The sequence below is a fragment of the Enterococcus sp. DIV2379 genome (assembly GCF_050542965.1).
In the GTDB taxonomy this organism is placed as follows: Bacteria; Bacillota; Bacilli; order Lactobacillales; family Enterococcaceae; genus Enterococcus_D; species Enterococcus_D entomosocium.
On sequence record NZ_CP172938.1, the window covers coordinates 3,045,431 to 3,068,309 of the forward strand.

Below are 22,879 nucleotides of genomic sequence, written 5' to 3' on the forward strand. Positions count from 1 at the left end.
GTATGAAAGATAGTGAGAAACCATTCCTCGGTCATCGAGAAAAACAAAAAAACCCCGCTCAAAGAGCGGGGCTAACGTTGTTGCCAACGATTGATTATTTGTTTAAAGCGTCTTTTGCTTGGTCAGCTAATGCAGTAAATGCTGCTGCATCGTTTACAGCCAAGTCAGCTAACATTTTGCGGTTGATGTCGATTTCAGCTAATTTCAAGCCGTGCATCAATTTTGAGTAGCTTAAGCCATTCATACGAGCCGCTGCGTTGATACGAGCGATCCACAATTTGCGGAAGTCGCGTTTCTTTTGACGACGATCGCGGTATGCGTAGTTGTATGAATTCATTACTTGTTCTTTTGCTGTTTTAAATAGAGTGTGTTTAGAACCGTAGTAACCTTTTGCTAATTTAAGCACTTTTTTACGACGTTTACGAGTTACTGTTCCACCTTTAACACGTGCCATGTATAATTCCTCCTAATATGAAAATCGATAATTGTTTGTATACGTGAAGCTTGGGTTACGCAATTATTTCATGCGTGCTAGTTGTTGACGGATACGTTTGTAATCGCCAGCTGAAACCATTGAAGCTTTACGCAATTGACGACGTTGTTTTTTTGTTTTGCCGTGGAAACGGTGACTGGTAAAGGCACGGAAGCGTTTCAATCCGCCGCCGCCAGTGCGTTTTACGCGTTTTGCTAATCCGCGGTGTGTTTTTTGTTTTGGCATAACTAATTTCCTCCTCAAAATCTTTCGTTATCTGACTTTAAACTGAAACTCAGTGAGTCATTATTTATCGTTTTTTGGTGCTAAGACTAAGAACATACTGCGGCCATCCATTTTTGGCTTTTGCTCAACAGTTGCCAAATCAGCAGTTTCTTCCGCCAAACGATCTAACACTTTCTGACCAATTTCTTTATGGGTAATGGCACGGCCTTTGAAACGGATCGAAGCTTTCACTTTGTCCCCTTTTTCAAGGAATTTACGTGCATTACGCAATTTTGTATTGAAATCATTGACGTCGATCGTTGGACTTAAACGAACCTCTTTAATGTTGATTACTTTTTGTTTCTTACGAGCTTCACGGTCTTTTTTCTGTTGCTCAAAGCGGAATTTCCCGTAATCCATAATTCTTGCTACTGGCGGCTTAGCATTTGGTGCCACCAATACCACATCAAGGTTTGCTCGTTCTGCAATTTGCAATGCTTCAGCTTTACTCTTTACACCAAGTTGTTCGCCGTTTTGATCAATCAAACGCAATTCACGTGCACGAATGCCGTCGTTTACCATCATATCCTTTGCTATGGTCATTCACCTCCGAGTTTTTTGAGAGAAAGAAAAGCTTGTCGATTCGAAATCAGACAATAAAAAAACGAGTTCTTCACGAACCCGCACGTACTCCACACAAATAAATGGTAGGAATCCTATTCTGCCCAGCGATATCTTCACTCAGGCGAGAAGCGGGTGCTTCTGCTTTTATTTCTCAACTTTTATAGTATACTGCTTTTTCCTCTTATTGTCAACAGTTTTCATGATTGTTTCAAAAAAAAGCCGGAGCATACGCTCCGACTTTCGTGTTTCTTATTCTGCTTTCAACGCAGCCATCGTGATGTAGTTGTATGGTTGATTGAAGTGAGGCAAGAAGAAGATATCTAATAGCTTCATCTTGTCGATCGTTACGCCTTCTTCGATCGCTAGTGAGAACATGTGGATGCCCATTGCGATTTCAGATGTACGTGATGCCATTTGTGCACCAACGATGCGGCGTGTTTCTTCTTCATAGACGATGCGGATCTTAACCGTCGCATTTTCTTTCATGAAGCCTGGTTTTTGGGTATCTTCGTAATCAGAGTATTTCACTTTCATGCCATTACGTTCGGCAGCTTCGACTGACAAGCCAGTTGAAACCATGTTGTAGCCGAAGATCGAAATCCCGTTTGATCCTTGAACACCTGTTGATTCTAGAGACGTTCCGCCGATATTATGGGCAGCGACGATCCCTGAACGTACGGCATTCGTTGCTAATGCGATATACGTTGTTTGTTGCAAAGCATTTGAGTACACCGTTGCACAGTCACCGACTGCGTAAACATCTGCATCGCTTGTCCGTTGATGGCGGTCCACTAAGTACGCGCCGTTAGCAAACAATTCCAAATGATCTTTGCCTAACTCGTTGTTTGGTAAGAAACCGATCGCGTTGATCACTAGATCAACTGGGTATTCGCCGTTGTCTGTTACAACTGCTTCTACTTTCTCTGTTCCTTTGTATTCACGTGCTAATTCACCGAAATGCAATTCAATACCATTGTCAGCTAAGTTTTTGTCCATATCTTCTGTGAACCATTTGTCGTAGTAGTTTGGCAATGCCCGTGTCGCTGCATCAAAAAGCAACACATTTTTGCCACGGCGTTTTGCTGCTTCAGCAATTTCAACACCGATGTAACCAGCACCGATAACGGCAACGTTTTTCACGTCTTCTGAGGCTAACTCTTTATCAACCGTTTGTCCATCTTGGAATTTTTTCAAGAAATGGATGTTTTTCAAATCACGTCCAGGTACTTTTGGTGAAATTGGCACAGAACCAGTTGCGATGACAACTTTATCATAAGATTCAACGATCGTTTCACCGTCATTGGTTACAGCGTGCACTTCTTTTTTCTCAAAATCGATATGGTCAACCACTGTTTCCATATGAATTTTTGCACCTTTTGCTTCAAAATCTTCACGTTTTGTATAGAACAAGCCTTCGTATGAATCGATTTGACGTCCAACCCATAAAGCAGTCCCACAACCTAGGTAGCTTAAGTTTGTATTACGGTCGATCATTACGACCTCTTGGTCTTTGTAGTTATCTAATAGTGTATTGGCAGCAGCAATCCCCGCGTGGTTTGCACCGATAATAACTGTTTTTGTCATGGAAAATTTCCTCCTTTTGTTTACATTGTCATTATAGCTCGCTTGTGAATTTGAAAACTATCAACTTTTTCGCGATTTTAAAAATTTGTGACAGTTTTCCGTTGATATACGTCACTTTCAGCGGGTTAAGTTTCTATATCAAAATTATTTTCGTCTTGCAAGTAAAAAGATTGTGAAAAAATATGTATTCAAAATCAAAGGTTTTCCTTGTTATAAAAGCATTCTGCAAACCGATTGAATAAATTTCACAATGCCCCACCGCTTTTTCGTAACTATCGCGGCATCGATTCGCCGTGTTATACTGAGAGAAAAACATACAGGATGGGATCTTGATGAAGAAAAAAATCGTATTGCCACTACCGCCCTTATTGTCGGCATTAGAGCCACAGGATTTTTATTTAGAAGAAGAACTGCTTTTCGAAGGGGGGGTGTTCGAAGGCGGTGATTATAGCTATGATACTTGCAAAAACCTTATCTTGAAGCAATGTCATTTCAAGAAAGTGACGATGCAAAAAACACGCTTGATTCAATGGGAATGTCAAAATGTCCTCTTTGAGAACTGCGATTTTTCTAATCTGGAATGTTTTGGTGCCAGCTTTCATCGCGTTCACTTTAAACAGTGTAAATTGACTGGTACGAATTTTGCGGAAAGCTATTTCCGTGACTGTACCTTTGAAGATTGCGTGGCAAACTTTGCTTCTTTTAGCAATACCAATTTACGGACGATGCTGTTTCGTCAGTGCCAACTAAACGACAGTGAGTTTTATGAGATGGATTGGAAACACTTGACGCTACAAGAAAACCAGTTGAACAATAGCAACTGGTTTCACACAAAATTAGCAACTTTAGATTTTCGGACCAATCAATTTCAAAAGATCGCGTTGTCCTTTGAACACTTGCGAGGACTAACAGTCGATCAAGAACAAGCCTTGGTCATCGCCGCCGGTCTAGGTTTGGTGATCGACTAACGAATTCTGCGCCATAAAGCAATCAACATCCAGACGGATAACACTAAACTGATCAACAAGGCAATACCCCAACCGAAAATACTATTGGTAAAAGGCAGCGGAACATTCATGCCAAAGAAACTGGTGACGATGGAAGGCACAGTCAATAAGAGGGACCAAACGGTCAAAAACTTCATGGTATCATTCAAGTTATTGTTTAATAGATTATTGTAGGTACCAGACAATTGTTCCAAAATTTGGAATGCCAGTTGGGTCATTTCCACTGCCTGTTTGGCTTCGATCAAGGCATCATCCAGTTGTTCCCGCTCATCATCATCCATCAAACGATAAATGGATAATGCTTTGATTTGCTCCAAGAGGACCGCATTTTGTTTCGTGGCAGACACTAAAAAAACCAGTCCAACTTCCAAATCAGACATTTGCAGTAAGTTTTTATTGGTTGTTTTTTCCCGTAGTCGCTGATTCAAGCGAATCCGCTCACTATTGACTTCTTCGACTAACGGAAAAAACGTGCCAGAAATCAAGAACAAGCTTTGAAACAAAAAATGAATGGGCGTTTGCAGCGGGTTTTGCAGGATCAAGCGCTCCATCATTGGAATCACATAACGGGTATTGTGGGATGCAAAAGTAAAGAGTTGCTTCCTTTTTAAAATAAACGTCATCGGGCTGGTCTCAAAATGATTTTCACGCTTTTCTTGCTGAGGTACATTGAAAACCAGCAGCAATGCTTCCTCTTCGGCATCATATTCGACCCGCGCGCGTTCGTTTTTATCTAAAGAGTACGTAAGCATCTCGTCAGACAAATGATATTGTTTTTGCAGTGCCATCACGCTTTTTGCGTCTTGTTGGTCGACTTGAATCCATTCATAGTTTCCGTCATAAAAGACATGTTTGTTTTCCACAATCCATCCTCCACTCTTGCTTTCTTCTATTATAAAAGAAAACAGCCAGAAGCCCAATCAAAGGACTTTCCTGGCTGTATCAGCTATTACTTATTTACGGGCGTCTTTCAAGGCCTCTTCCACCATCGTTAAAACGGCCTGTGCCGCTTGCGGGTCTTCGACAAAATTGAATTGATCGCCATCGATCTGGATCTTTGGACTCTCATTGTACTCTTCGTACCATTGATCGTAGCGTTTGTTCAACTCTTTGTAATAGTCGTATAACGAAGGATCAAAGGTCAACTGCTCATATTCCCGCCCACGTTTTTCAATACGCTCGAGCATCGTTTCAAAAGAAACGCGAATATGCACCAAAAGATCTGGATGCTTTTTGTGGGCTGCATACGGCAGCTCTTCTAACATATTGGCTAACAATTCATCATAGACTTTGACCTCGGTATCGGTCGCTCGCCCAAGGTCCGCATTTAAATGGAACAACAGTGAATCCTCATAAATGGAACGGTCCAGGACGTTATTGTCGTCTTTCATGGCTTGCTTGATACTTTCAAATCGTTTATTTAAGAAATAGATTTGCAGTAAAAACGCATATTTATTTGGATCTGCATAAAATAATGGTAACACTTCATTGTCATCGATCGATTCATAAAAGGCTTGACTGCCAAAATGATTGGCGATCAATGCGGTCAAACTTGATTTACCGGCACCAATCGTTCCTGCTAATACGATCACGCTCATATCCCCCAACTCACTCATCACTAAATATTGTATGTTGCATTTGCGATATCAACTATACAACACTATATCTTGTGCCGTCAACTGAAACTTTTGAAGCACAGATCAAGAATTTTTTCAATAAAAGTTTAAAGATTTTTGCTTTTTTTTGAAATCTCATACGGAATGCTTAACGAAAGAGCCTTCTTCTAGTAAAATAGGAAAGGATCTTTAATTAAATTGTGTTTTTGTCAGGAGATAGTTACAATTGACTGACAAACGATAAATGAATCATGTGGGGTAAGCTCCCTAGAGAAATGAGGAAAATAATGTCAATTGGTACTGGCATAGCTACAGGAAAAATCATCTTAATGGGTGAACATTCAGTTGTTTACGGTGAACCAGCAATTGCTTTCCCTTTTGCGGGAGCAAAAGTACAAGTCGAGATTACAGCAAATGCAACAAACACCTTGATTTCAAGTTACTATCACGGTCTGCTTGAAGAAGTCCCCAGCCACTTAAAAAATGTCAAAGACTTGCTGCATCGTCTGCAACAAGACTTCCACACGGGTCCTTTTGCAACCTCCATCGTCAGCACTATCCCTTCTGAACGGGGAATGGGTTCTAGCGCGGCGGTCGCTGTTGCACTGACTCGCGCTTTTTTTGATTGGATCAAAAAAGACTTTACAAAAGAAGAATTGATGACCTATGTCAACTTTTCTGAAAAAATCGCTCATGGCAATCCTAGCGGGATCGATGCTGCGGCAGCCAGTGGGACAGATGCCATTTACTTTATCAAAGGGCATCCCATCACTTCGTTTCCCCTCACGATCGACGGTTATTTGCTCGTCGCTGATACTGGAATCAAAGGGCAAACGAGAGAAGCAGTCAAAAGTGTCGCCCATCTTTTTGAAACCAGCAAGCAGCTGGCTAGTCAAGCAATCCAGCGTTTAGGGATCGAAACCAAAAAAGCTAAAGAGGCCATCATAGCCAATCAATTAGAAGTATTAGGTGAAAGCATGAACAACGCCCATCAGGCACTGCAGCAGCTAGGGGTCAGCAATCAGCAACTGGATCAGTTGGTTTCCTTAGCGTTGGCACACGGTGCTTACGGGGCAAAGCTGACCGGCGGGGGCCGGGGCGGCTGTATGATCGCACTAACCAAAACGAAGGAACAGGCTGAGAATATCAGCCGTATTTTATTGTCCGATGGCGCTCGTGCGGCATGGATACAAGGATTAGGAGTTTATGAACATGTATAAGGGAAAGGCTCGCGCCTACACGAATATCGCATTGATCAAGTATTGGGGAAAACAAGATGAAACTTTCATTTTACCGATGAACAATAGTTTGTCCCTGACCCTCGATGCTTTTTACACAGAAACAACGGTGGCTTTTTCACCTGATTTTCCAAAGGATTGCTTTACGCTGGATGGTGTGGTGCAAACAGACGCTGCCACAAAAAAAGTTGCGGACTTTTTGGATCTGGTACGAAAAAAAGCGGACTGCCCGTGGTATGCCACGGTGGAAAGTCAAAACTTCGTCCCAACCGCTGCTGGACTTGCCTCTTCTGCCAGCGGATTAGCGGCCTTGGCGGGTGCCTGTAGTGAAGCACTGGACTTAAACTTGTCGGAGCAAGAGTTATCCCGTTTGGCCCGTCGCGGTTCTGGTTCGGCGTGTCGGAGTATCTACGGCGGCTTTGCTGAATGGCATCAAGGCACCGATGAGACTTCTTTTGCCACGCAAGTGCCGTCGAATGGCTGGGAAGAAGAATTGAGTATGATCTTTATTTTGATCAACGCACAAGCCAAAGAAGTCTCCAGTCGTGAGGGGATGCGCCGAACCGTTGAAACCTCGAGCTTTTATCCAGGCTGGCTTTCTGCCACTGCCACCGATCTCGTGAAAATGAAACAAGCGATTGCCGAAAAAGACTTTACTGCTTTAGGGGAAACGACCGAGGCCAACGCCTTGAAAATGCATGGAACGACCTTAGCCGCCGAACCACCTTTTACTTATTGGTCTTCTGAATCTTTACGAGCTATGGAATGTGTCCGAATGCTGCGAAAAAAAGGATTGGCTTGCTATTTCACGATGGATGCTGGTCCCAATGTCAAAGTTTTATGCCAAAAACAAGAAGAACAAACGATTTTACGTGAATTAAGTGCTCACTTTGCCTCAGAACAATTAGTAACTGCTCACGCGGGCAAAGGATTAGCCTTTTTACCGGTGGAAGAATCTTCTGCCATCAACTAAGAAGCCATTAAGAAGCCATCGATTAGGAGTGTCGAAATGATTGAACTATCCGTTCCCGGAAAACTATTTATTGCTGGTGAATACGCCGTTGTCGAACCTGGTCATCCTGCAATCATCGTTGCCGTTGACCAATTTATTACAGTCAATGTGGAAGAGGCCCGTAAAAACGGCAGCATCCAGTCTGCCCAATACAGCGACCTGCCGATTCGCTGGACGCGTCGCAAAGGCGAATTAGTCTTAGACCATCGGGATAATCCTTTCCACTATATTTTGGCAGCCATTCGTCTGACGGAAAAATATGCCCAAGAAAAAGGCATCCCCCTTTCCTTTTACGATTTAAAAGTGACCAGTGAACTGGATAACTCGAATGGTCGCAAATATGGCCTCGGTTCCAGCGGTGCCGTGACTGTTGCCACGGTCAAAGCATTGAATCTGTACTATCAAATGGAAATGGATCGGTTGACCCAATTCAAAATTGCGGCTCTTGCCCATCTCGCTGTTCAAGGCAATGGGTCGTGCGGTGATATTGCGGCCTCTTGTTATGGCGGCTGGATCGCTTTTTCAACCTTCGATCACGACTGGGTCTTAGCCAAACAAAAGGACCATACCTTAACAGAATTGATTGCTTTCGATTGGCCAGGATTTCGGATCCGTCCCTTGACGGTTCCGAAATCTCTTCGACTATTGATTGGTTGGACAGGCTCTCCTGCCTCTACTTCTGATTTAGTGGATCAAGTCTATCAATCCAAAGAAGAAAAAGAAAACGCCTATGCCGCCTTTTTAGCAGCCAGCAAAGACTGCGTCAATCGATTGATCGACGGCTTCTTAAATGAAGACAGTCGCACGATCAAAAAAATGATCACGGAAAATCGAAAGCTCCTGCGAGAGTTGTCTGCACTAACTGGTGTACCGATTGAAACCCCCGCACTTAAAAAGCTTTGTGATCTAGCAGAAAATTATTGTGGCGCAGCCAAATCTTCTGGTGCCGGCGGTGGCGATTGCGGCATCGTGATCGTTGACCAGAAAACCGGTATTTTACCATTGATGAGTGCGTGGGAAAAAGCCGAGATCACCCCATTGCCGCTGCATGTTTACCATTACCGGGAGGACCTATCATGAATCGAAAAGATGAACATGTTTCCTTAGCAAAAGCGTTTCATAAAGAACACAGCAACGATTTTGATGCAGTTCGCTTGGTCCACCAGTCCTTTCCGCAAATTGACGTGGCTGATGTGGCAATTACGACGACTGTCTTTGACCGCTCATTTTCCAGCCCTTTTTTCATCAATGCCATGACAGGCGGCAGTGAAAAAACCTTAAAAATCAATCAAGAGTTAGCAGAGATCGCGCAAGCCTGTGATTTGATGATGGCAACCGGCTCCGTTTCGGCTGCCTTAAAAGACCCAAGTGTCGCCGATTCTTTCCGCATCGTCCGCAAAGCCAATCCTGACGGCTTCTTATTAGCCAATATTGGTGCGGGCAGTCCCGTTGAAAATGCACAACGGGCAGTAGAACTGTTTGGCGCCGACGCCTTGCAGATCCATCTTAATGCACCACAAGAATTAGTGATGCCCGAAGGCGATCGTCAATTTAGCCAATGGCTGTCCTTATTGGAAAAAACGATTGCTTCCGTTGCCGTTCCGGTTGTCATCAAAGAAGTCGGCTTTGGGATGTCCCGTGAAACGATCCAGCAGTTACTGGCGATCGGCGTACAAACGATTGATGTTGCTGGTAGCGGCGGCACAAGTTTTACGCAAATCGAAAATGCTCGTCGAAAAAAACGTGAATTGGCGTATCTTGATACCTTCGGCCAATCCACCGTGATTTCCTTGCTGGAAGCAAATGAGATCCAACAGCCCTTTACCCGCATCGCTTCAGGCGGCGTTCGGGATGCTTACGATATCTTCAAAGCACTTTGCCTTGGTGCGGATAGCGTAGGACTATCCGCCACGATCCTCGTGCTGCTTTTGTCAAAAGGCAAAGAAGAAACCATCGCCACCTTACAATCATGGAAGGAACAGCTGCAGCTGCTCTACACAATGGCAGGACAGACAAGCACTAAAGACCTCACCAAGGTTCAGCTGATTTTTTCTGGCGCTGTCAAAGAGTGGTGTGAAGCACGTCAAATTCCCTTAGCAAAGTATAGTTTGCGTTGAGAGATCCAATCGCTGACTACCACATCAAATAAGTAAAAGCAGTACAATTCGTTTTTTATTGTGCTGCTTTTTTTGTGTTCTTTTTTCTATAATAGTGAGTTTCCATTTATCATTTGGATAGTAGCGTTATTTAATCGCTACTTGATAATCACTTTCATTATCAGGTACGTTGTTTTTTTACCATCTTGTTTTCGAATGTGCTATGCTCAAGTTGAGGGAGGAACAATCGATTGTTTCTTGAGAAAAGGATCGGTTTTTTCATTCCTAGACTACATTCAAAAGGAGGCGTTTCTTATGAGTAAATCCGAATCGTCGGCTGTTTTTTCAACGATTGCTTGTTTGCTATTGATGGCAACTGGCTTTCTTATGGCATCTTTTTCCATTCCTTATAGCTTTGTCCCTTATCTGTTAGCGATTCTTGCCGGGGGTTGGAAACAAACCTGGGAAGGCACGCAAGAATTGGTGCACGACAAACGGTTGAACGTCGATCTACTGATGGCGTTAGCCGCCATTGGTGCCTGTATCATTGGGCATTGGTTTGAAGGGGCGATGCTGACCTTTATCTTTTGTTTGAGCGGTGCCCTTGAGGAATATACGACCAACAAAAGTACGCGAGAAATTAGTTCATTAATGGCACTGCAACCAACGACTGCCTTAAAAATGATTGAATCTGGGGAGCTCGTCGAAGTACCAGTCGAAGCCCTTCAGTTAAAAGATACGATTATGGTGGCAAAAGGCAGTGCGATCCCGATCGACGGTATCGTGATCCAAGGAACCAGCAGTGTTGATGAGGCGGCCATCAGTGGCGAATCCATTCCTGTCGAGAAACGTTTAGGCAGTGAAGTCTTTGGGGGAACCATCAACCTTGGGCAGCCATTGTACATTGAAGTTACTCAAACGAGTGAAAACACCCGCTTTGCAAAAATCATTCAATTGGTGGAAGAAGCGCAGCAAATGCCAAGTCAAACGGCGACCCTGATCGAAAAAATCGAACGGATCTATGTGCCGATCGTCCTGATCGCCGTCCCACTAATGATCGTTTTGTGTACGTTTTTCACGAATTGGGGGTTCCAAGAAAGTTTTTATCGTGGCATGGTCTTACTAGTAGTGGCATCCCCTTGTGCCTTAGTCGCCTCTGCTACTCCTGCGACGTTAGCAGCCATTTCTCACGCTGCTCGTTTGGGCGTTTTATGCAAAGGCGGACAAGCCTTGGATGCCTTTGCCAATGTCAAAGCGATCGCTTTTGACAAAACCGGAACGCTGACTCGAGGCAAACCTGCTGTCACTGATGTTCATCTATTGCTGGATGAACCGTTTATCCCCCAACTGATTGTTGGGATGGAAAAACAATCAAATCACCCATTGGCTGAAGCGATCTTGGCGTATTTCCACGATGAAAGACCATTGGAATTAGCAGTGGAAGAACAAGCGGGGGTCGGTCTAGCCACCACTTACCAAGCTGCCCATTGGACGATTGGAAAAGAAGTCGATCTAACCTCTGTTGCTGTCAGTGAACAAACCCGCATCCAAGAATTGAAAGCAGCCGGAAAAACCTTGATTTATATCAATCGTGACCGTGTATTAGCAGGGTATTTAGCACTATTGGATCAGCCCCGTCCTGAAGCTCGTGAGAGTCTTGCCTACTTCAATAAGCAAGGAATTCACACGACGATGCTGACGGGTGATCATTTAGGTACTGCCAAAGTGATCGCCGCAGAAATCGGCTTGTCTGACTACGAAAGTGATTGCCTGCCTGATGAGAAAACCACTCGGATCAAAGAAATGAAAGAAACCTACCAAATCAATGCGATGGTCGGTGATGGGATCAATGATGCCCCCGCCTTAGCGACCGCAAGTGTAGGGATCGCGATGGGCGAAGGAACAGATGTCGCAATGGATGTGGCGGAGATCGTCTTGATGAAAAATGATTTGCTGCGTTTGGTCGACAGTCACCGTTTGGCTAAGAAATTACAGCGGATCATCAAACAAAACATCGTCTTTTCTATCAGTGTCATCTTGTTGCTGATCGCTTCAAACTTCCTTGAATTTCTCACGCTACCTCTAGGGGTCGTGGGTCATGAAGGAAGCACGATCTTAGTTATCTTAAACGGGTTGCGTATGCTTTTGCCATTACACAAAGAAACACCCCAGCAAGCCAAACCAACCCGCAAAGATTGCGATGATTGTGTCTTGTATCAACAGTCTTTGCATACGTGACCACTATTTGCACTAGCAAAAACGCCCATTGTTGGCACTTCACTAGAAGTCCATCAACGGGCGTTTTGCTGTTTTTTCTACTTATGCTTGATTGGCAAGTTGTTCCGTGTAGAGTTTGCCATCGTACATCTTAAAGAATGGATAATAGCAGAGAATGGAAACCCCTAAGTTGATCAAAGCGATCAGGATGGCTCGGAAATCACCGCCGGTTCCTAAAAACGCCCCTATGCCCACCGGTGAAATCCAGGGAATTCCCGTAATGACTTTATCGACAAAGCCAAACGAGCTAGCAAAGTAAGCAATCGTCACGTTGATCAAAGGTGTTACGATAAAGGGGATGATCAAATACGGATTGTAGACGATCGGTGCCCCGAAGATCACTGGTTCATTGATGTTAAAAAGCCCCGGTAAGATCGCTGCTTTTCCTAAGACTTTGAGCTGTTGTGATTTTGCCACAAACAGCATCAATAAAACCAATCCAAGTGTACTTCCTGCGCCACCCATAAAAATATACATGTTCACAAAATCCCCAGCAAAAATATTATTGGCACCATCGATATTTTCAGTTAGAGCCACCAATAGGATGGGATTGATGAAACTATTTTTTATAACTGCCGTCCCATGAACCCCCACTGCCCATAAGAGATGGATAAGGAGCATAATCACGATGATTCCTAACCACGAACCCGTCAACTCCTTCACGAATTCAAATGGTTTGGATAGCAATCCGTGAAGATCCGTGTGGAAAACCGCCAGTACTCCATTGATCGCCACCATCAAAAAGGCAATCAAAATCGCTGGGATCAATGACGCAAATGCTTTGCTGACTCCATCAGGAACCCCTTCAGGCATCTGGATGGTGATCTTTCTTTTTACACAAAAACGATAGACTGACGTAGCAAGTACTGCAGTGATAATCCCGATGAAGATCCCTACTCCACTGAAGCGAGTGATCCAACCGCCTAAAGCGACCCCATTATAAACAATGGCGGTTTCGCTCTCTGACTGCAGCAATTGTGCCGCACCATCTGTGATATCGACTTGGACGATCGTCATTAAAAAGGCAAACAAACTTAATAACGCCCCTACAAAACTGCTCATAGTCAAATGCTCTTCTTTATGATAGATCTCAGTTAAATAATACCCTGTTGCTAAACAATAAAAAACAGCAATCGAGCCAACAGACATGGTAGTTACGACACTATAAAGCGGTGAAAATCGTAAAATCGTTTGTTCGAAAAAGCCAGCCAGTGGTGGAATGATTTGTGGTAAATTATTGATGATTAAAAAAATCGATCCGACGATCGTAAAAGGGACCGTAATGATCCCAGCTTGCATGATTGCGCGAATAAAGCGTAAATTCGCCAACTTATTCAATGGCGGCATCAAACGCGTTTCTAAAAAGGTAAAAACACTTGTCATCATTACTCCTCCAACGAAGGGATCGCCCCTTCTTCAATCAGCTTTTGATACCAATAAAAGCTGTCTTTTCTCACTCGTTTTTGTTCTTTTTCCTCTGCATCATTGCGATCTACGTAAATAAAACCATACCGTTTTCGAATCCCTTCATGCACACTAATCAAATCAATGGCAGACCACGGGCTATATCCGATCAGATCCACCCCAGCATTGATCGCGGCTAAGCATTGATTGATATGCTGCGACAAATAATCGATACGGTACGGATCATGAACCGCGCCATCTGCTTCTAGATGGTCTTCGGCCCCTAAGCCGTTTTCAGTAATGATGATCGGCAAGTGGTAACGATCATAAAGTGTTTGCAACGTCGTTTTCAGTCCCAAGGGATCGATGGTCCAATTGAAGGCATTTTTCTTCAAGAACGTATTGGTGAACCCTTTGTAAAAACCACGCTCCATAATGTCTTCACTTTGCTGATCACTGATGCCGTTTTTCATGTCCCCAGCTTCCGTCGGCTGCTCCACTGTCACCGTGGTGTAGAAGTTCATTGCGACAAAGTCAGGCAGAGCCCGTTTCATCAACACCTCATCTTCCGGACCAAAGTCAATCGTGAGGCCGTTTTGGTTCAAATAATCTTGAAAGACCGTATTGTAACGACCGAAGCAGGCGAAATCAAGGTACGCCCAGTTCCGGACACTGTTGAAATACAGCGCCGCTTGGTTGTCTTCTGGTCGACTAGTCGCCGCATAGACCAACGAAATATTCGGCACCGGTCCGATTTTGCCATTCGGTACGATTTCATGACACGCTTCGAAAGCATATTTTTCAGCGATCATCAGGTGATGAAATTGCTGGTATTTTTCTGATAATGGAATCTTTTTCCCTAATATTTTTTGATCCACCAACAGCATGATATTTGGTTCATTGATCGTCAGCCAGTGCGTCACTCGATCCCCATAGGCTGTAAACAGCGTTTTGGCGTATGCGGCAAATGCCTCAACGGTGCTGCGTTTTGTCCAGCCGCCTTCGTCTTCCAATGCTTGCGGCAAGTCAAAATGGTTCAACGTTACAAAGGGCTGAATGCCGTGTTTCAGCAATTCATCAATGACATCGCTGTAATGATCCAATCCTTTTTGATTAATAGTACCGCGCCCTTCTGGAAAAATTCGCGACCAAGCGATCGAAAAACGGAAAATTTTGATCCCCATTTCTGCTAACAAGGCGATATCCTCTTTGTACTGGTGGTAATGGTCGACAGCCACAGTAAAATCCGCGATCTTGTGGTTGTCTCTTGGACGAGTATCTTGGACACTCATTCCCTTGCCATCGGTTTGATACGCTCCTTCGGTTTGGTGAGCGGAAATCGATGCTCCCCATAAAAAATCAGTTGGAAATGTTTGTTTCATATCGTACTCCTTATCCTAAATAAGATGCGTTTAACATCTTAGAATTATTGCTTGCATGGCAAAGACAATATTCTGAATTATCTCTTATTTTTCGCACTAAAGCAAAAAATAACTCCTGTCAAGTAAGACCCTTTTGAAGATGTGCTACTTAGACAAAAAAAAAGCAAAGTCCAGTTTCCTAGACTTTGCTTATGATTTAGAAGTAGCAGCTTATTTTTGCTCTGCTTTATCTTCGTTCAATAGTGCTTTTCTTGACAGGTTCACACGGCCTTGTTTGTCGATTTCTGTGACCTTCACTAAGATTTCGTCGCCTTCTTTGACAACGTCTTCTACTTTGTTGACCCGTTCGTTCGCAAGTTGTGAAATGTGAACTAAGCCGTCTTTGCCTTTTATTAAGTTGACAAACGCACCGAATTTTTCAACACGGACAACTTTCCCAAGGTACACTTCGCCAACTTTTACTTCTTTCGTCAATTCTTCAATGATCTTGATAGCTTTTTGGATCATTTCTGCATCAGCAGAAGCAATCGAAACTTTTCCGTCTTGATCAATATCGATTTTCACGCCAGTTTCATCAATGATGCCATTGATGGTGTCGCCGCCTTTACCGATTACATCTTTGATCTTCGCAGGATCGATTTGGATCATTTCGATCTTCGGTGCGTATTGGCTTAACTCTTCACGAGGAGCAGCCAATGTTGATGTCAATTCATTTAAGATTTCCATCCGTGCTTTTTTCGCTTGACTTAATGCTTCTGTCAAGATTTGTTCAGTGATTCCTTGGATCTTGATATCCATTTGTAACGCAGTGATCCCATCTTTGGTTCCAGCAACTTTAAAGTCCATATCGCCAAGGTGATCTTCTAAGCCTTGAATATCAGTTAAGATCGTGTAGTTTTCACCATCAGATACAAGTCCCATTGCGATACCTGCAACTGGTGCTTTGATTGGCACCCCTGCATCCATCAATGCTAAGGTTCCTGCACAGATACTTGCTTGAGAAGAAGAACCATTTGATTCTAATACTTCTGCAACGAGACGGATTGTGTAAGGGAAGTCTGTTTCATCAGGAATCACTTGTGCTAAGGCACGTTCGCCTAATGCACCATGACCGATTTCACGACGTCCTGGTGAGCCGGCACGACCAGTCGAACCAACAGAAAATTGAGGGAAGTTGTAATGGTGGATGAATCGTTTTGATTCTTCAACCCCTAATCCATCAATGATTTGGTGTTCGCCTAAAGGTGCTAATGTACAAGCAGACAATGCTTGGGTTTGTCCCCGAGTAAATAGACCAGAACCATGAACACGTGGCAATAAGCCAACTTCTGATGCCAATGGACGGATTTCGTCTAATTGACGGCCATCCGGACGAATCTTGTCGATGGTGATCAATTCGCGAACCACATCTTTTTCAAGATCTTCCGCGATTTGTTTCACTTCTTTCAAGAATTGTGCTTCCTCTTCATGTCCAGCAAATTTTTCTGCATACACTTCTTTCACTGTGTCTTTGACTTTATCGATCTCGTCTTCACGAGCCAATTTTTCTTCAGTCATAACAGCAGTTTTCATTGTTTGGTAGTAGCCGTCGAAGATTTCTTTTTTCAAGTCAGCATCTACTTGTAACAATTTGACTTCCATTTTTGGTTTACCCACAGCTGCGACAACTTCTTCTTGGAAGGCAACCAATTCTTGGATAGCATCAAAACCGAATAATAACGCACCTAACATGTCTTCTTCAGAAACTTCTTTCGCGCCTGATTCAACCATGTTGATAGCTTTTTTCGTTCCAGCTACTGTCAATTCGATATCAGTTTGTTCTGCTTGTTCTACTGTTGGATTCAAGACATACTCGCCATTGACCCGACCAACATCAACACCAGCGATCGGTCCGTCAAACGGGATATCTGAAATAGACAATGCTAAAGAAGAACCTAACATTGCCGCCATTGCTGGCGTACAATCTTGTTCAACACTCATTACGATGTTTGTTACTTGTACTTCGTTACGGAAACCTTCCGCAAACATTGGACGGATCGGACGATCGATCAAGCGGGCAGTCAAGGTTGCTTCCGTACTTGGACGTCCTTCCCGTTTGATAAAGCCACCAGGTACTTTCCCTACGGCATACATTTTTTCTTCGTAATTGATTGTTAATGGGAAAAAGTCGGTATCTTTTGCTTCCTTAGATGCAACCGCTGCACTTAGGACAACCGTATCACCATAACGAACCAATACAGCTCCGTTTGCTTGTTTGGCTAATTGGCCAACTTCTACTTCTAATGGGCGGCCGCCCCAAGTTGTTTTGAATACTTGTTTTTCTGTCATGTTCTGCTCCTTTTCATCGGATCCCAGCAAGTCACTACTAAACAAATGAAAAAATCGGAATGTCGTTCCGCTGCTTTCATTTGGTTAGTAGGATGCTGCTTACAAGGACCCAAAATTCTTTTTAGCTGCGCTTTTTGATTCACCAGTCAAAAGGCCGCTCTTTCGGTGTTTCACTTTTTAGATGGCTCGAGATCACCTGTCAGACTGCATCAGCTGTTTTAGCCGACACTGCAGTCGCAGTGATTCCGCTGCTTGGTCACTACGCTCGTTTCCCTCGCCTAGTAGGTTTCATCATCTGCTCTGTGCGGCTTGCGCCGCTCAGTCGCAGTGATTCCGCTGCTTGGTCACTACCCTCGTTGCTCTCGCCTAGTAGGTTTCATCATCTGCTCTGTGCGGCTTGCGCCGCCCAGTCGCAGTGATTCCGCTGCTTGGTCACTACGCTCGTTTCCCTCGCCTAGTACTATTCATCATCTGCTCTGTGCGGCTTGCGCCGCCCAGTCGCAGTGATTCATAGCAAAAAAGTGAGATTCGGGTTGAACCTCACTTTTCTTTGTTTGATTAACGACGTAATCCTAAAGCTTGGATTAATTCGCGGTAACGTTGTACGTCTTTTTGACGTAGGTAAGCTAATAAGTTACGACGATGTCCAACTTTTTTCATCAACCCACGGTATGAATGGTGGTCTTTTTTGTGCATACGTGCATGTTCGTTCAAATGGTTGATTTCTTCTGTTAAAACAGCGATTTGAACTTCTGGAGAACCAGTATCTCCTTCATGACGTGCAAATTTGTTGATGATTTCGTTTTTGCGTTCTTTTGAAATTGCCATGTTTTTCACCTCTTTTTCTTTTTCCCCTGCGACTGAGTAAAACGTTGGTGATTCGTTAAACCAAGTAACAGGTACTGTGCTTTTCACACGTAATTACTTTACTTGATTCTAAGGAAAAAAGCAAGTTTATCTACCTATTCTTTTCGTTTCTTTTGAAAGCTCCTCCAAAACTTATGTTATACTTAGGATACTACTCTATCTAAAGGAAGTGTAAGGATGAGCGTTCTTTCCCGAATCGAGAGCATGAAAAATGAATTATCGCTTTCTGAGAAGAAACTCTTCGCATTCATGGAGGCCAATCCTGAAAAAGTGCCGTCGATGACTGCGAGTCAATTAGCAGAAGCCACTGGGATCAGTGCACCGACTGTCGTACGCTTTGCGAAAAAAACCGGCTTTGCTAGTTTGACAGATTTAAAAATACAATTATCTGCGGAATCCGGCTTGCGCCAAAATGCCAATGAAAACTTGGGCTATGCCGATGTTGAATTAAATGAGCCCTTTCATGCCATCACATCTAAATTAAGCCACAATGCACAGGTGACTATGAATGAGACGGCCCAATTGTTAGAAGAACAGCTGATGTTGGCTGCCGCTGAACTGATCGCGACTCGTGAGCGAATCTTTGTCTGCGGGATCGGTGCTTCTTCATTGATCGCACAAGATATCCAACAAAAATGGACCCGTTTAGGCAAAATCGTCGTGTTTGAAAATGACTACAATCTCTTGTTGCCGCAACTCGTCAAAAACGAGAAAAAAAGTCTCCTCTGGGTCATTTCCAACAGTGGACACACGCCTGAGATGGTTCACTTAGCAGAAATCGTTAAAAATCTTGGCGTCCCGATTCTGTCACTCACCCGATTTGGCAGTAATCCGTTAACAAAGTTGGCGGATGTTCCCCTGCAAGTGTCCCGTTCCAAAGAAGCCAACCAACGTAGTGCTGCTACGAATTCGATTATCGCCCACCTATTGGCGGTCGATGTCCTTTTCTATGTCTTTTTAAGCAAGAATGAAAAGCTGGCACGCAATATCTATGCCTCACGCCAAGCCATTGCCGATTTTCGTGAGAAGTATTTATAAAATATTCATAGCCAAAGAAGTCCGCAGGAAAGTTTTCCTGCGGTATTTTTTCTTCTAAGGACACTTTGATCAATCAAGGGCATTCTTGGCAGCTACTTCTGCCAACCAAAAACTGGACGCTTTGGGATAACGCTCGAAGTCATTTTTCAAATCCACTCGATAAAACCCATAGCGGTTTTTATAAGCGTTCAACCAGCTCCAGCAATCCATAAAGGTCCACATATGGTAGCCGAAGCAAGGTGACCCATCTTCGATCGCGCGATGCAGCTGACGCAAATGGTCTTCAACAAAGGCGATCCGATACGTATCATTGACCTGCCCCGTGGCGTCCATGAACCGTTCTTCCTCAGATACCCCCATGCCATTTTCGGAAACAAACCATGGCATGTTTTGATAGTCATTCTTTAGACGCATCGCGATATCGTAAATCCCTTCTGGATAGATTTCCCAGCCGCGATGAGGATTGATTTTTTTCTCTGGCCAATCGTACCCACGAAATAACTGACGTGGCTCAAAGGGACCGGATGCTGCCTTCTGCGGAAGTGGTGCTTGGATCCGCAACGGTTGATAATAATTGCAACCAATAAAATCTACGGTATTTTCACGAAAAATTTCCGCATCTGTTGCTTCATATTCAGGGGACAATTGATGCTCCTTGAATAAGCTCGTTAGCTTTTCTGGAAATTGTCCATAAACGACACAGTCCAAAAAACTGCGAATATACAAGAGATCTGCCCATTCAGCGGCTTCTCGATCAGCCGCTTCTTGACTTTTTGGATAAACAGGTGACAAATTCAAGATGATACAGATTTCTCCATCAGGAAGTGTGATTTTACGAAACTCAGCAACTGCCTTCGCATGGGCTAACAAGGTATGATAACCAACTTGAATTGCCCGCTTGAAATCACGCACTTGCGGCCAATGAGCATCTCCGTAATACCCACATTCAATATGCACCAATGGTTCATTAAAGGTCGCCCATTTTTTCACTAAATCGCCAAATTGTTCAAAAGCAGTTTTTGCATAAAATACAAAATGGTCCACGGATTCCCGCGCCTCCCAACCTCCTTTTTCCATCAGCCACCAAGGCATGTCAAAATGAAACAAATTAATGATCGGTTCGATGCCTTGATCCAGCATTTCCTGAAAATATGCCCGATAAAACCGGACTGCCGTCTGATTCAATGTTTTTCCATCTGGTAATAAGCGGGTCCATGCAATCGATGTCCGATAGGAATTCAAGTTCATGGCCTTCATGTTTGCTACGTCTTCCCGGTATTGATAGTAGGTATTTGAGGTGTCGCTTGGTCCGACACCATCGTAAAAGCGTGACGGCTCCAACTCAAACCATTTGTCCCATGTAGAGGGACTTTTGCCGTCAACCACTGCGGCCCCCTCGGTTTGCGGTGCTGACGCGGCCGCTCCCCATAAAAAGTTTTTTGGAAAGTGAATCATTCTTTTGCTCCTTTCTGAATTACCTGCCACGTGCGGTCAGGGTTGGACCGTTGAAATACAAATCGATACTGCTGACCTGCTGTTTCGACTTCCAGACAAAACGATGTTGTTTCTTCCAAGGAAATTGCCAGCTGCTGCAATGATGCTTCACCGATCACGAGTTGAAAAGTTGCTTGTCCTTGACTAGGCACCCATACTTTTTGAAAGCCGCATAAGACTTTTTTCCTCGGCACATATGCTTTTGTATACTCTTTTAGATAGCATTGGACCACTTCTTTACCAGACACAGTAGAATGATTTTCAAGTGTGCCACTGACGATAATGCCTTCCCCTGCATATTCAGCCGAAACCGAGCTGCAAATAAAAGAGGCATAACTAAGCCCATAACCAAAAGAATATACTGGTGCGCCTTTTTGATCGAGGTAGTCTTTTTGAAACGCTGTGTTGCGATAATTATAACAGACAGGCAGTTGTCCAACTGTATCAGGAATAGAAACTGCTAATTTCCCACTAGGTACCGTTTCACCAAAAAGAATCCGAGCAATCGCTTCCCCTCCATATTGGCCGGGATAGCCAACGTAAAGCACCCCATCGAACAAGTCTTGCAAAGGAGCTAAGCAATGCGGTCGACCGGAAATCACGATCCCAATCAGCGGCTTTTTACTCTTCTTCAACGCAAACAGTAAATCCAACTGGCATTGCGGCAAATCGAGGGTAGCCAAGTCGATGTTTTCTCCACTGGTCATTTCCTGAGATCCCCTTAAGACGGCACCGTTTTTGTCAAAATCCGTTGTGAAATCACGGGCACTGGAGCCACCGATCGTCACTAAGACGACATCCGCTTTTTCTGCAATCTGACAGGCTTGCCTTCGTTGAGCCAGTGTGCCACTAGAGATTTCGCAGCCTTTCTCGTAGAAGAAGTCAGCTTGATGCGTACTTAAACTGGTCAAACCTTCCCAAAGGGTCGTACATATTGTTTCTTCCTTGAATGGCGTATAATCCCCCAGCTGATGATAGAGCTGTTTAACGTGAGGACCGATGACGGCAATCTTTTGTCGCGTTTTCTTCAAAGGCAAAATACCATTGTTCTCTAGTAAAACAATCGATTCCTCCGCCAATTTCAAGGCAACTTGTTGCGCCTTTTCTTTACGGGGCAATGAAACACGGGGCGTTGCTTCTTTAAACAAGCCAAGTTTTTCTTTCAAAAGAAGCACACGACGGACTGCATCATCGATCGCCGTTTCCGCAAGTAGCCCCTCAAGGACAGCTTCTTCTAACACTGGGAAAACTTCATCCCATAAACTAACATCCACACCGCTGGTCAAGGATTTGGCGGCCGCTTGTGGGTGGCTCCCCAGCCAGTCAGCAATTCGATCCAGCCCACACCCATCGGCCATCACAATTCCCGTAAAGCCACTTTCTTCTCGTAAAACATCTTGCAGCAAATAAGCATTGGCATGGCATGGGATACCGTCTAGATCATTGTATGCAGCCATACACCCCAAGGCCCCAGCAGCAATCCCCGCTTTCATTGGTGGCAGATGGATCTCGCGGAATTCCCGATCACCAATTGCCACTGGCCCTGCATTGTGTCCCCCAATTCCTGCACCTTGGGCAGCAAAGTGCTTCAATACCGCTAAAACGTTCTGCTTTTCTATCGTTGTTTTTGATCCTTGTAATCCTCTGACGGCTGCTTTGGTAAAGCTACTGGTCAAAAACGGATCTTCACTGAAACATTCTTCTGTTCGCCCCCAACGAGGATCTCTAGCAATGTCCAATGCGGAAACCAAGCCAACATGGGCTCCTTTTGCCCGAATCTCTTGAGCAGTGATGGTTTGGGCCGCTTGATACAGCTCTGGATTCCAACTAGAACCAACACTAAAATTGACCGGAAACGTCGTCGCTTCTAAACCTTGGTGCCCGTGAGGACACTCTTCACTGAGAAGGGCCGGAATCCCCAGCCGAGTGTGCTCCTGCAAATAAGTTTGAATCATAAGGGATAGCTCATAGGACTCCGTGGTCGTCAGGCCTGTTTGCTGATTTCTACCTGACCAAGGATCAGCTCGAAACACGCCGTAAATCCAGCCAAGACTGCCAAAACGAGCTACTTCTTTTTTAAAGGTTTCAGTTAAAATAATTTTTCCATTGTTTTTTTCGTAAACTTCCCAACCATACAGACGCTGATTCAGCTGGCCGATTTTTTCTTTCAATGTCATTTGCCGTAAAAGTGTCTCAATCATATGCTTCTCCATTT

Annotated in this window: 19 protein-coding genes and 1 other annotated feature; of the genes, 7 read left to right on the plus strand and 12 right to left on the minus strand. The window is 44.1% G+C overall.

What is annotated here, in order from left to right:
- Positions 1 to 94: 94 nt before the first annotated feature.
- The 4 genes from rplT to nox form a co-directional block, all read right to left on the minus strand.
- Entirely contained in the window at positions 95 to 454 is a 360-nt protein-coding gene (rplT, locus tag IGI92_RS13940; protein WP_010749133.1) for a 50S ribosomal protein L20, read from the minus strand.
- Between the two features lie 63 nt (positions 455 to 517).
- Positions 518 to 718, minus strand: coding sequence for a 50S ribosomal protein L35 (gene rpmI, locus IGI92_RS13945; protein ID WP_003128650.1), 201 nt, complete (start codon positions 716 to 718; stop codon positions 518 to 520).
- A gap of 60 nt (positions 719 to 778) precedes the next feature.
- A complete protein-coding gene (infC, locus tag IGI92_RS13950) occupies positions 779 to 1,300 on the minus strand; it encodes a translation initiation factor IF-3 (RefSeq protein ID WP_005228103.1) in 522 nt (173 codons plus the stop codon).
- Between the two features lie 47 nt (positions 1,301 to 1,347).
- Positions 1,348 to 1,471: a sequence feature (ribosomal protein L20 leader region), on the minus strand.
- Between the two features lie 99 nt (positions 1,472 to 1,570).
- Positions 1,571 to 2,905 carry a H2O-forming NADH oxidase gene (gene nox / locus IGI92_RS13955; RefSeq protein ID WP_005228102.1) on the minus strand — a complete coding sequence of 445 codons (1,335 nt, stop codon included), beginning with the start codon at positions 2,903 to 2,905 and terminating at the stop codon, positions 1,571 to 1,573.
- Positions 2,906 to 3,237: 332 nt separating this feature from the next.
- On the opposite strand from nox, the gene IGI92_RS13960 reads away from it, so the two are divergent.
- The gene (locus IGI92_RS13960) at positions 3,238 to 3,873 is read left to right on the plus strand and encodes a pentapeptide repeat-containing protein (protein WP_301387876.1); all 636 of its coding nucleotides are present in this window, start codon (positions 3,238 to 3,240) and stop codon (positions 3,871 to 3,873) included.
- On the opposite strand, the gene IGI92_RS13965 is transcribed toward IGI92_RS13960, so the two are convergent.
- Together IGI92_RS13965 and IGI92_RS13970 are read right to left on the minus strand one after the other, a co-directional pair.
- Positions 3,870 to 4,775 carry a magnesium transporter CorA family protein gene (locus tag IGI92_RS13965; protein WP_008379505.1) on the minus strand — a complete coding sequence of 302 codons (906 nt, stop codon included), beginning with the start codon at positions 4,773 to 4,775 and terminating at the stop codon, positions 3,870 to 3,872. The two genes, IGI92_RS13960 and IGI92_RS13965, sit on opposite strands and share 4 nt — an antisense overlap.
- Positions 4,776 to 4,865: 90 nt before the next feature.
- The gene (locus IGI92_RS13970) at positions 4,866 to 5,510 is read right to left on the minus strand and encodes a deoxynucleoside kinase (protein ID WP_008379503.1); all 645 of its coding nucleotides are present in this window, start codon (positions 5,508 to 5,510) and stop codon (positions 4,866 to 4,868) included.
- A 305-nt stretch (positions 5,511 to 5,815) separates the two neighbouring features.
- On the opposite strand from IGI92_RS13970, the gene mvk reads away from it, so the two are divergent.
- From mvk to IGI92_RS13995, 5 genes are all read left to right on the plus strand, one after another.
- The gene (gene mvk, locus IGI92_RS13975; RefSeq protein ID WP_301387873.1) at positions 5,816 to 6,748 is read left to right on the plus strand and encodes a mevalonate kinase; all 933 of its coding nucleotides are present in this window, start codon (positions 5,816 to 5,818) and stop codon (positions 6,746 to 6,748) included.
- Positions 6,741 to 7,739, plus strand: a complete 999-nt coding sequence (mvaD, locus tag IGI92_RS13980) for a diphosphomevalonate decarboxylase (protein ID WP_400449910.1) — start codon at positions 6,741 to 6,743, stop codon at positions 7,737 to 7,739. The genes mvk and mvaD overlap by 8 nt, the downstream gene beginning before the upstream one ends.
- 36 nt (positions 7,740 to 7,775) lie before the next feature.
- Complete coding sequence (locus IGI92_RS13985; protein WP_430607265.1) at positions 7,776 to 8,858, plus strand: phosphomevalonate kinase; 1,083 nt, start codon at positions 7,776 to 7,778, stop codon at positions 8,856 to 8,858.
- Positions 8,855 to 9,895, plus strand: coding sequence for a type 2 isopentenyl-diphosphate Delta-isomerase (gene fni, locus IGI92_RS13990; RefSeq protein ID WP_060791520.1), 1,041 nt, complete (start codon positions 8,855 to 8,857; stop codon positions 9,893 to 9,895). Before IGI92_RS13985 ends, fni begins: the two co-directional genes overlap by 4 nt.
- A 294-nt stretch (positions 9,896 to 10,189) precedes the next feature.
- Positions 10,190 to 12,112, plus strand: coding sequence for a heavy metal translocating P-type ATPase (locus tag IGI92_RS13995; protein WP_051154593.1), 1,923 nt, complete (start codon positions 10,190 to 10,192; stop codon positions 12,110 to 12,112).
- 81 nt (positions 12,113 to 12,193) lie between these two features.
- Here IGI92_RS13995 and celB read toward each other — a convergent pair whose 3' ends face one another.
- The 4 genes from celB to rpsO form a co-directional block, all read right to left on the minus strand.
- Positions 12,194 to 13,534: a PTS cellobiose transporter subunit IIC gene (celB, locus tag IGI92_RS14000; RefSeq protein ID WP_034872146.1), complete on the minus strand. Its 1,341-nt coding sequence runs from the start codon at positions 13,532 to 13,534 to the stop codon at positions 12,194 to 12,196.
- A gap of 2 nt (positions 13,535 to 13,536) precedes the next feature.
- Positions 13,537 to 14,937 (minus strand): glycoside hydrolase family 1 protein, encoded by a 1,401-nt coding sequence (locus tag IGI92_RS14005; RefSeq protein ID WP_301387865.1) that lies wholly within the window; start codon positions 14,935 to 14,937, stop codon positions 13,537 to 13,539.
- Positions 14,938 to 15,147: 210 nt separating this feature from the next.
- Entirely contained in the window at positions 15,148 to 17,265 is a 2,118-nt protein-coding gene (pnp, locus tag IGI92_RS14010; RefSeq protein WP_034878301.1) for a polyribonucleotide nucleotidyltransferase, read from the minus strand.
- A gap of 558 nt (positions 17,266 to 17,823) precedes the next feature.
- On the minus strand, positions 17,824 to 18,093 hold the full coding sequence (gene rpsO / locus IGI92_RS14015; protein WP_005228072.1) for a 30S ribosomal protein S15: 270 nt from the start codon (positions 18,091 to 18,093) through the stop codon (positions 17,824 to 17,826).
- A 216-nt stretch (positions 18,094 to 18,309) separates the two neighbouring features.
- Here rpsO and IGI92_RS14020 point away from each other — a divergent pair, with 216 nt between their 5' ends.
- Positions 18,310 to 19,170: a MurR/RpiR family transcriptional regulator gene (locus IGI92_RS14020; protein ID WP_008379484.1), complete on the plus strand. Its 861-nt coding sequence runs from the start codon at positions 18,310 to 18,312 to the stop codon at positions 19,168 to 19,170.
- Between the two features lie 69 nt (positions 19,171 to 19,239).
- Here the strand turns inward: IGI92_RS14020 and IGI92_RS14025 are convergent, their stop codons facing one another.
- Both IGI92_RS14025 and IGI92_RS14030 read right to left on the minus strand, forming a co-directional pair.
- Entirely contained in the window at positions 19,240 to 20,625 is a 1,386-nt protein-coding gene (locus tag IGI92_RS14025) for a glycoside hydrolase family 1 protein (protein WP_301387859.1), read from the minus strand.
- Positions 20,622 to 22,877, minus strand: a complete 2,256-nt coding sequence (locus tag IGI92_RS14030; protein ID WP_306425326.1) for a glycoside hydrolase family 3 N-terminal domain-containing protein — start codon at positions 22,875 to 22,877, stop codon at positions 20,622 to 20,624. The genes IGI92_RS14025 and IGI92_RS14030 overlap by 4 nt, the downstream gene beginning before the upstream one ends.
- Positions 22,878 to 22,879: the final 2 nt, after the last annotated feature.

What these genes read in the sequence shown, in the direction of transcription:
- rplT (WP_010749133.1), bottom strand. Translation starts at nt 454, where the DNA reads ATGGCACGTGTTAAAGGTGGAACAGTAACTCGTAAACGTCGTAAAAAA.
- rpmI (WP_003128650.1), bottom strand. Translation starts at nt 718, where the DNA reads ATGCCAAAACAAAAAACACACCGCGGATTAGCAAAACGCGTAAAACGC.
- infC (WP_005228103.1), bottom strand. Translation starts at nt 1,300, where the DNA reads ATGACCATAGCAAAGGATATGATGGTAAACGACGGCATTCGTGCACGT.
- nox (WP_005228102.1), bottom strand. Translation starts at nt 2,905, where the DNA reads ATGACAAAAACAGTTATTATCGGTGCAAACCACGCGGGGATTGCTGCT.
- IGI92_RS13960 (WP_301387876.1), top strand. Translation starts at nt 3,238, where the DNA reads ATGAAGAAAAAAATCGTATTGCCACTACCGCCCTTATTGTCGGCATTA.
- IGI92_RS13970 (WP_008379503.1), bottom strand. Translation starts at nt 5,510, where the DNA reads ATGAGCGTGATCGTATTAGCAGGAACGATTGGTGCCGGTAAATCAAGT.
- mvk (WP_301387873.1), top strand. Translation starts at nt 5,816, where the DNA reads ATGTCAATTGGTACTGGCATAGCTACAGGAAAAATCATCTTAATGGGT.
- mvaD (WP_400449910.1), top strand. Translation starts at nt 6,741, where the DNA reads ATGTATAAGGGAAAGGCTCGCGCCTACACGAATATCGCATTGATCAAG.
- IGI92_RS13985 (WP_430607265.1), top strand. Translation starts at nt 7,776, where the DNA reads ATGATTGAACTATCCGTTCCCGGAAAACTATTTATTGCTGGTGAATAC.
- fni (WP_060791520.1), top strand. Translation starts at nt 8,855, where the DNA reads ATGAATCGAAAAGATGAACATGTTTCCTTAGCAAAAGCGTTTCATAAA.
- IGI92_RS13995 (WP_051154593.1), top strand. Translation starts at nt 10,190, where the DNA reads ATGAGTAAATCCGAATCGTCGGCTGTTTTTTCAACGATTGCTTGTTTG.
- celB (WP_034872146.1), bottom strand. Translation starts at nt 13,534, where the DNA reads ATGACAAGTGTTTTTACCTTTTTAGAAACGCGTTTGATGCCGCCATTG.
- IGI92_RS14005 (WP_301387865.1), bottom strand. Translation starts at nt 14,937, where the DNA reads ATGAAACAAACATTTCCAACTGATTTTTTATGGGGAGCATCGATTTCC.
- pnp (WP_034878301.1), bottom strand. Translation starts at nt 17,265, where the DNA reads ATGACAGAAAAACAAGTATTCAAAACAACTTGGGGCGGCCGCCCATTA.
- rpsO (WP_005228072.1), bottom strand. Translation starts at nt 18,093, where the DNA reads ATGGCAATTTCAAAAGAACGCAAAAACGAAATCATCAACAAATTTGCA.
- IGI92_RS14020 (WP_008379484.1), top strand. Translation starts at nt 18,310, where the DNA reads ATGAGCGTTCTTTCCCGAATCGAGAGCATGAAAAATGAATTATCGCTT.
- IGI92_RS14025 (WP_301387859.1), bottom strand. Translation starts at nt 20,625, where the DNA reads ATGATTCACTTTCCAAAAAACTTTTTATGGGGAGCGGCCGCGTCAGCA.
- IGI92_RS14030 (WP_306425326.1), bottom strand. Translation starts at nt 22,877, where the DNA reads ATGGAGAAGCATATGATTGAGACACTTTTACGGCAAATGACATTGAAA.